The sequence below is a fragment of the Chitinophaga sp. 30R24 genome, assembly GCF_049056765.1.
In the GTDB taxonomy this organism is placed as follows: domain Bacteria; phylum Bacteroidota; class Bacteroidia; order Chitinophagales; family Chitinophagaceae; genus Chitinophaga.
On record NZ_JBJGXX010000021.1, the window covers coordinates 17,887 to 30,419 of the forward strand.

Annotated in this window: 5 protein-coding genes; all 5 read left to right on the forward strand. The window is 43.5% G+C overall.

The genetic code is table 11. The annotated features are described in order from the left end of the window. The first annotated feature begins 6 nt into the window (after positions 1 to 6). Entirely contained in the window at positions 7 to 1,110 is a 1,104-nt protein-coding gene (locus tag ACDQ55_RS21150; protein WP_420983636.1) for a hypothetical protein, read from the forward strand. Continuing rightward, the gene (locus ACDQ55_RS21155; protein ID WP_420983637.1) at positions 1,110 to 1,646 is read left to right on the forward strand and encodes a hypothetical protein; all 537 of its coding nucleotides are present in this window, start codon (positions 1,110 to 1,112) and stop codon (positions 1,644 to 1,646) included. Before ACDQ55_RS21150 ends, ACDQ55_RS21155 begins: the two co-directional genes overlap by 1 nt. After that, on the forward strand, positions 1,643 to 8,347 hold the full coding sequence (locus ACDQ55_RS21160; protein WP_420983638.1) for a hypothetical protein: 6,705 nt from the start codon (positions 1,643 to 1,645) through the stop codon (positions 8,345 to 8,347). The genes ACDQ55_RS21155 and ACDQ55_RS21160 overlap by 4 nt, the downstream gene beginning before the upstream one ends. 22 nt (positions 8,348 to 8,369) lie before the next feature. Continuing rightward, a complete protein-coding gene (locus ACDQ55_RS21165) occupies positions 8,370 to 9,155 on the forward strand; it encodes a hypothetical protein (RefSeq protein ID WP_420983639.1) in 786 nt (261 codons plus the stop codon). Between the two features lie 27 nt (positions 9,156 to 9,182). After that, positions 9,183 to 12,533, forward strand: a 3,351-nt coding sequence (locus ACDQ55_RS21170) for a hypothetical protein (RefSeq protein ID WP_420983640.1), incomplete at its 3' end; no start/stop codon positions are given.

Below are 12,533 nucleotides of genomic sequence, written 5' to 3' on the forward strand. Positions count from 1 at the left end.
TTGTTTATGCGCCAACTTATTTACGGAATATTTTTTTGCTTGCTGTTTCTGCCAGTATTTTGCATGGCACAGGTAACGGTTGTATTTGTACCGGAAGTACAGGGTAGAACTTTGGATGGTCTTTTTATGGCGAGGCTGAGTAACCCATCTTCTTCTAAACAACGTGTATCCCTTAAAGTTACCGTTGCAGCCCAGCCCGGATTACAGGTAGTAGTCATCAAAACCCCACCTTTTGATTTGTTGCCCGGAGTAAACCCATTTCCTGCGGGATTAATGACAGGTGCCTCCTTACAGTTTGGTAATAATAAGGTAGCTGATCTGTGCCGGCAATCGGGGTATTTTGCGGCTGGTGATTATGAGTATTGCTACGAAATAACGGCCCATGATGGGCATAGTAACGGAGCTGTATTAGGGCAACAATGTTTTAATTATTTCTTGCAACCTTTTTCTCCACTGATATTAAGTTCTCCCAATGATGGAGATCGTATATGCGATAAACGGCCTACTTTCTTTTGGCAACCATTATTGCCCGCGTTGCCAGGAATGCAGTACCGGTTGATATTAACTGACCTTAAAACCGGTCAGAGTAAGGCGGAAGCATTGAGATATAACATGCCGCTTATTAACCAGTCTTTTATCAATATGCCCATGTTGTTTTTTCCGCCATCGGCTAAAGAATTAACGGAAGGGAATGAATATGTGTGGCAGGTAACGGCTTATCGCGGGGATGTATTGTTGGCTAGCTCTGAAATGTGGGCGTTCCGGTTACAATGTACAGATAGTAGTGCTGCTGTAACACCGGAAAGCTTCAGGGATATTGAGGATCTGGTAAAAGGTAATTTTTATCTGGCAAGAGGGGCGGTAAGATTTGCAGTATATAATGTTTATGCAGCGGTTAATCTCAACTATAGTATTAACTGCATCACTGATCCTGAAAAGAAAGTTAAGAAACTGCCTCATGTGCGTTTGCAAAATGGTAATAACCATGTAATCATAGATATTAGTGAGAACAGCTCCTTTGTGGATGGATACTATTACCAATTATCCTTACGCCTGCCGGATGGCGGTATGAAACAACTTAGATTCCTGTATAAAAAAGAAGATAACTGATGAAGTATAGATATGGGTGGATAAGCCTTGCACTGTTGGCGTTGTCGTGTCAGAACAGTCCGGCTAAGCAATTGCAGCAGCTACATGATGATAAGGATAATGGTTTGGTACAGGAAAAACGTATCAATAATACTGTAGTAACCTGTTCGTATCTCCCTGCCGGATGGGAGCGGAAAATGAGTGATGAGCCTGATGTCGGCACAGTGGAAGGAATGTCCTTTGAAGTGAATATCACCTCTGCAGACAAAGCTGATTTAATACAGAAAGGCAGTCATCAGATGGCTTCTTATGGCTTAGATACGGTATTTCAATTAATCTATGACCAGGACACATTACCCCCTTTGTTGGCGCAACGTGTTGCTAATGGTAATGTAGGAGGGATCGTTTACCTGGTGACTTTTGATCGCCGTACATTAGAACAGGGCAGTAAGCTAACATTTGTATATAAAGATTGGTTGTTTACCGCTACCCGTTTAACCTTTCCATTGCAGATAAATTTATTACAACAATCTGATTCTCTTAGCCTCAAGTTATGATTTTACAACGTACAAATATAAAAAAGTCACTGGCAGCATTTTTCCTGTTGCTATGGACAACAGATATCCTGATACCATTACGTGCGTGGGCGCTTACCTCTGGTCCCACCCAGCCTGAGCATACGCAATTTCAGCCAGCCAGTACCAGTAATATGGTAGACTTGTTTAGTGGAGGGCTTAAATATAACATTCCCTTACTGGATGTAGATGGTTACCCTGTAAATTTAAATTATGCATCTGGTGTGGGGATGGATGATGAAGCCAGCTGGGTAGGTCTGGGCTGGAACCTTAATGTGGGAGCGATTAACAGGCAGCTGCGCGGACTGCCGGATGATTTTAAAGGAGATTCCGTTGTAACGGAGCATAACACAGCAGAAAAGGTGACTTATGGTGTAAAAGGTACTATCCGAGGTGAGTTGGGAGGCACAGATATTGCCCGTTTATCCGGTTCCGTTAGTATTGGTATTTTTAGCGATACCTATACAGGATTAGGCGCAGAATTTGGTGTGAATGCGGGTTTAAGCATCGGCGGCCGCAATGGAGGATTACTTACCGGGAATTTGAATGTAGGGGCTAACTCTAACACCAGTAGTGGAGTAACGGTAACATCCGGATTATCTTTGGAGGCTAATTTCCTTAAGCAATACAACGCTACCGCATCAGTAGGAGTGTCTGCTAACCTGGGTTATAATAGCCGTCAGGGATTTAAGGAGTTATCGTTGGGAGGCACTTTCGCGCTTGAAAAGCTGGCGTCATCCAGCGAGGTAACTTATACCTATAATACACCGCCATTTAGCCCTAAAATAAATTTTGGTTATAAAAGTACGAGCCATTCATACTCATTGGATCTGGGGCCTGCTGCTTTTCTTGGATTTGCAGGCGTTGGTTTAACTGGTTATATGAGCCGGCAAAAGGTGTTGTCTAATTTACATACCGCCTTTGGCTTTGGTTATTTATATGCAGATAAAGGTACCAGCCAGAAGTTGGCGGTAATGGATTTTATGCGGGAAAAGGAAAACCCGGTTATTCCTAATCTGCCTAACCTGGCTTTAGCTGTACTTACGCCCGATGTATTTGCCTACAGCAACCAGGGCGGCGGAGGCCAGTTCCGTTTGCAGAGAGGTAATGCGGCCGTAGTATTTGATAACTATTCAGAAGATGTATCCAGTAATTCCTCCCTTGGCGGCGACTACGGCGGTGGAGCAATTTTTCACGGTGGCGTTACTATTTATAATCAGGATATCACTAATACCTCTGGTAAATGGACTGACGGCAATGATTTTCTGAAAGTAGGAGATTATAAATCTGATACCACAAGGCCAGAGGAAGAACAGGCTTACTTTAAAGTTGTAGGAGAAACGAATGTGGATGACAATGGGTTTGTGAACAAAATAAAGGGAGAGAACCTGGTAAATGTTCCCTTGAATTGGAAAGGCACCTTCGCCCAATTAAAAGATAAACAAGGTAATAAATATACGCCGGCCGGCGCCTTAAAGAAAGATGGCAGACAAGTGCGCAATACAGTTGTCAGTTATCTCACCGCTGGCGAAATGGCGCCTGCCATTAACAATAATAATGCTTTGTTGAATTCTTATCCACTATTGGATACAACATTTAAACCCCAATCTTTCCGGCAAATACCAGATCAGCAATTGGGTAGGAAAAGCGGCTACAGGAAGCCACATCATATCTCTTCTTTCGCAGTAACAGAGCCAGATGGTAAACGTGCCGTATATGGTTTGCCTGTATATAGTGTTAGCCAAGATGAGTATAGTTTTGCTATCGATAAAAGTTATAGGGATGATAGCGCTAAAACAAAAAACCTGATCCGGATGGATCTTGATAAATCAGGTAATGGGATCAAACGGTATAATTCCATTGATTCTTTTTATCATCATGACCACCAGTCGGCTTATGCTTCTTCTTATTTGCTTACTGCCCTGCAAAGCCCGGATTACGTTGACGTTACCAATGATGGCATCACGGATGATGATTTAGGTACAGCCGTTAAATTCAATTATTCCAAATTACGTAAAAATTACCGTTGGAGAACGCCAACATCACCAGGTAGGGCTTTATATAACCGTGCCTTGCAGGCAGATGATGATGATGACCGGGGTAGTGTGGTATATGGGGAAAAAGAAATATGGTACCTGCAATCTATCGAAACAAAAACGAAGATCGCTTATTTTATTACGGTCGACAGGGATGATGCTTTGGGCGTTAAAGATCTTAGTGGTGCAATTGATGCCACTAATCAACAACGCTGTCTGAAGGAAATCAGACTATACTCTAAAAGTGATTTGAGCACACCTATTAAAACGGTGGTATTGGATTATGATTATTCCCTCTGTCCCAATGTGCCTAATAGCACGCAGAAAGGTAAGCTAACACTGAAAGGCGTTTATTTTAAATACGCTTCTTCCAAAAAAGGAAGGTTTCATCCTTATAAGTTTGAGTACGGCAGCAATGAGGAATATGCTTATTTGTCAACAGACCGTTGGGGAAACTTTAAGTCTTTAACAGATAATGCCAGGGGTAATTTGGGCGAGATGAGAAATGATGAATTCCCTTATGTAATACAGGATACAGCAGTTGCGAACAGTAATGCAAGGAAATGGAACCTGAGCAAGATTTATTTGCCTACAGGAGGAGCCATCAGTGTGGATTATGAGGCGGGAGATTATGCATATGTGCAGGATAGGAAGGCGATGCAAATGACGGATATTAAGGATTTGGTTATTGATAGTATTGGGACTGTAACCAATGATCTTACACTTGCGCATGGGTTTAAAGTTAAAGCCCCCGGGCCATTGAGGGGAAATGATGACGTTGAGATTTTACGCAATTTTGTTACGGATTATCTCAACGGCAGAAACGATTTTTATGCACGTTTATATGTAAACCTATCGGATCAGCCCAGCTCCCGGTCAGATGAATATTTTGATCTTGTACCGGCCTATGCTGAGATCTCCAAGATAAGAAATAATAAGGACGGTACCTATAATCTCATCTTTAAAGATGTGGCTGATGGAGTAACGGCCAATCCGTTTGCCATGGCTGCATGGCAGCGCATGCGTATAGATTATCCTATGTATGCTTATCCGGGATATAAGAACCGGATCAGTGGAAGAAGTGATGTGGTATCTGCCCTGAATGCATTGTTAAATGCGGTTAAGAACCTTTCAGAACTGAAAGTGAATTTTAATGAGCGGGCAATGAAAAAGCATTTTGCTGGCGCCGTTAATTTAAAGAAAAGTTTTGTCCGGATGGTAAAAGCAGATGGCCATAAGATTGGCGGGCCTGCAAGGGTAAAACGGATCATGATGACAGATGAATGGAAGACGATGACCCATGCAAATGTTACTTCGGCAGCTTATGGTCAGCAATATGAGTACACTATGGATGAAAACGGAAAGACTATCAGTAGTGGTGTGGCGAGTTATGAGCCATATGTAGGGGCAGATGAAAATCCTATGCGGATGCCAGTGCCTTATAGCCAGTTGTCTAAAGGTACGCTCACTAATTTCTTTTATCTGGAAGAGCCATTTGGCGAGTCGGTGTTTCCTGCTCCGCAGATCGGTTACCGGAACGTTATTGAGCGGGCATTGGACGATAGTGGTAATGCAGATGCCCTCAATCTTACTGGTTGGTTGCAGCATGAATTTTATACAGCCAAAGATTATCCGGTGATCGTGGAAACGCAGGGAAGGCCGGATGTAACGCAGAATGGCCCGAAGGGTTGGGCCAATTTTGTGGGTGGAACGCAGGTATATGAGTTGATCATGTCGCAGGGATATTTAATCAACTTAAATGATATGCATGGTAAGCCCAAGGCAGAAAGAGTGTTTAACCGGAGCGGGGCAGAAATATCTTCTACCAGCTATTATTATAAATCTGATGTGCTGGATGCCGGTAAGATGAAATTAAATAATACCGTGAGCACGATTGATGAGAAAGGAAACATCCGTGCTGCTGAGGTAATAGGAAGAGAGATTGAATTGGTAACAGATATGCGGGAACAAGAATCGAAGGACTTCGGTAATACTATACAGATAGGCCTTGATGTAATCCCGCTGACGTTTATTACACTTCCAGTACCTCACTGGCCTGCAAAGAGCAATGACAGTTACCGTTTGTTCCGGTCTGCATCCACTGTTAAAACGATATTACAGACCGGCATAGTGGATCGTGTGGTAAAGATGATCAACGGATCTAGCAGCACGGCTACTAACTTGGTATTTGACCGTTATACCGGCACACCTGTAGTTACCAGTACTACCAATGTATTCAACGACCCTGTATATAGCGTAACGCTACCTGCATATTGGAAATATACCGGTATGGCTGGTGCATATAAGAATGTAAATACGGTCATCAATAATTTTAAGACGAATGCTTCGGGCGTAATAACAGGCAGTGCTACTTCTTTATTAGCGCCAGGTGATGAGTTGTTGAACTTAAATAATGGTCAGCGTTTATGGGTAATTAATACGCCAGTTAGTAACGTTAAAAGTTTCCGGTTGATTAATGATGGCGGCGGACTTGTACAGAATTTTACCGGCAATATTAAGGTAGTGCGTTCTGGTTATCGTAATCAAACCAGTAATGGTACAGCAACTGTATTGTGTTTGAGCAATCCTGTGGCCGGGAACAGTTTAAACGTATTTAAAAATGGAGACGCTTCTGCATATAGGGTTATTAATGCCAGTGTGCAATTGTTTGAAGAGGAATGGGGTGCCAAGCGTTGCGATTGTCAGGCTGAAGAGGAAGGGAGCGCCAGGCGTTGCGACTGTCCGGAAGGCTATGTGCTTTCTCCTGATGGCAAGCAGTGTTATCTGTTGCCGGTAAAAAGTTCTAATAATACGCTGAATTTAGTTACTGGCCCTGTAGATAGAGGCTATGGTATGTACGGATTCCAGTATAAACCGAATACGATCAAGAAATCGGATTTCTGGGGAGGCGATTGCTTGCCAATCACAATGCATATGCTATACCGCTCCAGTGCTGTAGCTTTTGATAGTGTGAAATCCGGTCTTAGCGCTCGGAGGAGTGAAGTAGCTGTTAGCGATAACAAGGGTTCGTGTGGCCGTTTGAATAATTGCGGGGTATGGCTGAATGATAGAGATATTTATGGGCCAACGGATAAATGGATGCGTATTGAAACCTGTGTACAGGTATCCAGTTCCGGTAGTTATTCCCTAGGTTATGGAGTAGATAATATTGGCCGTATTTATATTGATGGAGTGCTTATAGATGCCACCGGGTCCTCTGCTGATCCAGATCATTTTGCTTACTGGCACGTGCTTCCTGTAACGCTCTCTGTTGGCCGTCATACTTTACAGATAGATGCAATGAATAACGGCGGTAGTGTGGCTAGTGTGGGCGTAGAGATTTACCGGGCTACTCCGCAACAATTAAGTACTATGCCAGAGGCGAATATACCAGCCATTACTATTTTTAGTACCATTAACCTGTTAACTCCCGGAGCCCTTTATAATTTGTTGATATTGGATCAAAGAGGTGTTATAGAACAGTCAAGATATAGTTGTAATGGCTCACAGGCTAATGTGTGCAGTCCTTTAATGGTGTGTGACAGCGTACCGGCTACTGCGGTATTTAACCCTTACCTGGCTGGTATGCTGGGTAACTGGCGGGTGTCTCAGGAAAAGGCGCTGTTAACTAACCGTAGCGATCAGCAGATATTTGCCGATAAAGGCGCCGGTTTAAACCTTCGCAATAGTGGTTATTTGAAAGGGTATCAACCTTACTGGTATTTTAATACCATCAGTGGAGGCTGGGATGCAGCAGCTAATAATACGCAGTGGGTAACCAGCAGATATGTTACCTCCTATGATAAATATGGCCAGGAACAGGAGAATAAGGATGCCCTGCAGCGATACTCCAGTGTTCTTTTTGGATATAATGGCGCCGTTGCTACAGCAGTGGCAGGCAATGCCATGAAGCGTGAAGTCTTTTATGATGGCTTCGAGGATTACAGATTTAATAATGCCTGGACTGTAACAAATATTTGCCGGAAAGACAGTTTTAGCATTGCAGCTGCCATCGGCGATAGTTATGTTTCAAGGCTAAATACAACAGATGCCCATTCCGGTAACTATTCACTTAAACTAACAAGTCCCATTACGCTTACGGCTACTGCGCATAATCTGCAACAGCAGCCTGGTTACGGACAATATACGGCTGTTGATAATTTGGGCAGGTATGTGCAACGGCTTACCTATGGCTTGTATGATCAAGGGTTTCAGCCATCACCCAATAAAACATATGTTTTTTCTGCCTGGGTGAAAGATGGTACGCCGGGAGATAGTAAACCCTCCCTGAATATACAGGCGAACGGTGTATTGTTGAACTGGTCTGTAACCGCAGTAGTGGAAGGATGGAAGAAGATAGAAGGAACGATTACGTTAGCTGAAAACGACAAAAGGCTCCAGCTATATATCCCTTCCGCTTCCAATATCCTGATTGATGATATCCGCATTTTTCCGTTTGATGCCAATATTCAAACCCATGCCTATGACGATAAGACCTTGCGTTTGATGGCGACCATGGATGAGAATAATTTCGCCACCTTCTATGAATATGACGATGAGGGCGCCTTGATAAGGGTGAAGAAGGAAACAGATAGAGGCATTATGACGATTAAAGAAACAAGATCTGTATTTAAAAAAATTAATTAAATAACAAAGAAGATCCTATACCATGAGAAAATATGCTTTGTTGTTAAGAATAATAGTTCCGTTACTGGTAGTGGCCATAGGAGCTATTGCATACGCTATCAACCAGCCTTTGAAGAAGATTGAATTTAAAGCGGATGCAGAGCCGGTAATAGCGCAGCAAACGTTTAGCCGTACAGAAAAGGAGCTGCTGGGTCGTTTATTTGGCGTTTTTACCAAAGCAACAGCCAGTAAAAGAATGTTAATAAGCGGTACGTTGTATGCAACCGACCCTTCGGACAGTGCAGCTACGGGCCGTCAGGATTTTCGCTATTGCCGCAATAATGAGGAGTGCTATTACCGGGTAAATGAGGGAGAGATGATTGCCTTAAAAAATATGTACATCGTCATTAACCATGCGGCTAAAAAAATCCTGGTAAGCCATGCCAGGAAGATAGAAGTGCCTTTCCAGTTACCTAACGACTCACTGATACACATATGGGAACAGGAAAACTATAAGATTGTTACTACTAAAGAAAATACTGATTCCATTATCTCATTTGTATGTGATAATCATATTTCGTGTAAACAATACCGTTATAAATTAAATTTCTCTACCGGAGAAGTACATGAATTATACATGCGGTTAACTGATTTGCAAGACCCATTGAATCCTGAAAAAGATAAGGAACTAAGATTTGTTATGAAAGATTGGAAAGAAGGGGAAGTAGATGAGCAGCTGTTTAAACAACACCGGTATGTGGAGGGTGTATTGCCCCACTGCCAACCGGCGGCAGCTTATCACGATTATCAACTAATCACCTCTTTTTAGGTTAACCCACTTAATATTGTTTAGAAGATGTTTCTATACCCTGGATACCTTAGAGCAACTGTATGCGCGTTAATGCTGCTATTGCTGCATGCCGTAACTGCCCATGCCGCCATTGAGCCTTATCAGCAGCAGCTGCAAGGTGCAATTAAGAAAGGAGATACGCTCCTGGTAAAAGATGAGAAGTTTGAAAACCCATCCTATAACTGGAATGCTATCCGTAATTATGGTGTTCAAAACGTGATCACTTTTGGGCTTCGCACAGATACTCTGTTCAAGTTACCCTCATCTTTCTCTTGCAAGGCAGATCTTAAAGTAGCGTATTGGAGTGGTCCTGGTCAAGACCAGCCCATTATTATTGAGCACGTACCGTTGGAAATAAAATATGATACAGCCACCGGTGCAATTTACCAGGCGTTTGCATCGTATAGTTTTAAAAATGCGTACAAGGTAAAGATTACTGTCAACGACATTAGTAGTAAGGAACTGGGAAAGCTGCCGCCTATTTTTTATTTGAATGCCACTGTGGTGGTGAACAGGGACTACCTGCCTACCGGCGACCAAACGCTGATGCCTATGCTAACATCTGCAAAAGGTAAAGGCGTGATGCAGCGGGATGGTGGCGCTATTACAGGCGTTGTGTTAGATAAATTGCCGATTAGCTGGGATGCTATCACCGGCGCGCAGCAATATGACCTGGAGTGGACTTTTATTGATGAAGATTCAGATAACGGAACAACATTACAAACCGCAGGATCTAATGTAATGGCCAGCATGCTGGCTCCTATGTTCCGTAATAATTCCAGCCGTGTTACGGTTCATGTTAATAGTTACGAAGTGCCGATGATACAGGAGCACGAGTATCTGCTGATCAGGATACGTACTGTAGATGAAAGTGGCGATTACCGCAAGGAAGGTCCGTGGATATACCAGGCGAAGGTAAACGGGAACATAGTGCCGGGTGTAATAGGTGCAACGGAGGGTGTAAAGTGGTTTGAGCCGGGGTTAAACTGGCAATATAACGCTGTGTATACCGAGGATGGCAACCGCAAAGAAGTGATTAATTTTTTTGATGGTACTTTAAGGAACCGGCAAAGCGTTACAGTCAATAACTCCGATCAGAAGGCCGTGGTACAGGAAAACGTGTATGATGTCTATGGCCGTGTAGTGGGCAATATATTGCCGGCGCCATTAAATTCACCTACACTGCAGTTTTATAAAGATGTAAATTTAAATGCCCAGGGGCAGGCTTATTCCTGGCGTAATATTGTAAAGGACGAAACGGGCAGCTGTATTGGCCGTCCAGACCTATTGGACAGCAGCAGCGGTACTGCCAGGTACTATTCCTCCAATAATGATATCCTCACAGATCCCTTCCGCAAATATATTCCTGACGCCGATGGTCTTCCGCTGGCAATTACTACCTATACGGCAGATAATACAGGTCGTATAAGTATGAAAAGCGGGGTAGGTCCGGTATTGCAACCAGACCAGGTGCCGGCTGATAACCATGCTACGCGTTACTATTATGGTAAGCCTGCACAATGGGAGCTGGATCGTATTTTTGGTAACGACGCGGGTTATGCAGACCACTACCTGAAGAATATGGTAGTAGATCCCAATGGAGAAGTTAGTATTTCGTATGTTAACGATGAAGGTAAAACAGTAGCTACGGCCTTAACGGGCACTAATCCGGATACCTCGCTATTGGCCCTGTCTTCAAGACCGGCGCCGGTGCATAGCCATGTTACCTTGTTACAGCCAGACCGTTTTGTATTTGACCAGCAAACGCTAAAGCTTACGGCCACTGCTACTTATCTGGCCAGCGTTCCCAATATTACCGACTCGCTGGAGGTAAGCTTACCCTATCTGATTAAAAGATATGAGCAGAATAATGTTACCATATGCAGTAATTGTTATTATGATCTGAAGATCAAAGTGAGTGACGATTGTAATAACACTTTGGCCAGCGTTAACAATACGCAGGTAGGCAGTGCTTTTTCTGATTGCAGCGTTACGGGTAATTATAGTCAGCTGGTAACCATACCGGTGAATAAGGTAGGAGAATATTATGTTACAATTGAGTTGGCCTTAAACACCAGGGTGATTGATGCTTATACAGACGACTTCATAAAGAAGAATACGAACCTAAGGACCCAATTTGATTTTGTGATCGCGCAGTTGAAGAAAGAAGATTTCTCGGGGTGTTTTTCAGAATGTATTACCTGCAAGCAAACCTTAGGGGAGAAAGCCGACTTTGTGGCCGCCCTGGTGGCACGCATTGCATTTAATGGAGTAGACGTGGCTACAAATACAGCAACGATAGAAGCCTGGGCCCAAGGGTTGTATGATATTTTATCTAGCAATTGCCAGGCCTTACGGTCTAGCTGTTTAGGCTCCCCTTGCGATAAGCTGAAGCAGCAGCTGATGCTGGATGTTAAACCGGGAGGGCAATATGCTTTGTTCGATGATGCCGGCAAGCCACAGGAGACGGAGATCAATATTTTATACTGGCAATGGAGAAAGGTTTTTCCGGTGGCGGTGCCAGGCAGTACGGTGTATGAATCCAATAAATTTGAGTTGGAAGACGGTACCGTACTATCCCCCAACAGTGCCAGCTTTACCCTTGCACAGTTGGTAGGGTATTGGCGAAGTGAGTGGACGGAGCTGTTTATCCCTTATCATCCGGAATATTGTGGTTGGCAATTCTGCCAGTCGGTTAGCAGCTATAAAGCCTGGGACCAGCGGTTAGAAGAGATATATACCAGTGCTGGGGATTTACCGGCTGTATTGGGCGGTTTGCAATACAGCAGCACCAATAACACCTGGTTGCTGGCAGCCGACCCGTTCTTTGCATCGAATGGAGCTGGCAAAGATTTCTATAATTCATTCAGAACGGACCTGGAAGGTTTTTCCTATCATGTGATGGGTATGAAAGACAACCGGATGCCGATTAAAGGATTATCTGCTTATGTGGATTATCTGCTTTATTGTGCTAACCCTAACGCTACCACGAATACTACTGTAAGTGAAGATGGATTGGTGCAATGGTCTGCGTGTGTGCCCAACGCAGATTGCAGGATTGTGGACCGGGAGTGGCAGTTGTATCTGCAATTATATTTGAAGCTGAAGGAACATTATTATGAGCTGGTAAGAGAGACTAAAGGATATTGTAAGGATGTTTGTAAAGTAGGTTTGCCGGCGGCGCTTCCGGTAGCAGATGGTTATGATTGTGATAAGATAAATGATTTTGGATCTACTCTTTTTCGTTATGAATATCCGCGCGTTGCAGGTGAATTTAGGATTGATATTTATAAGAATGAAGACTTTGAAATTGCAACAGGCGTACATGCAATAGTTAGAGTATATCTTGGAACATGG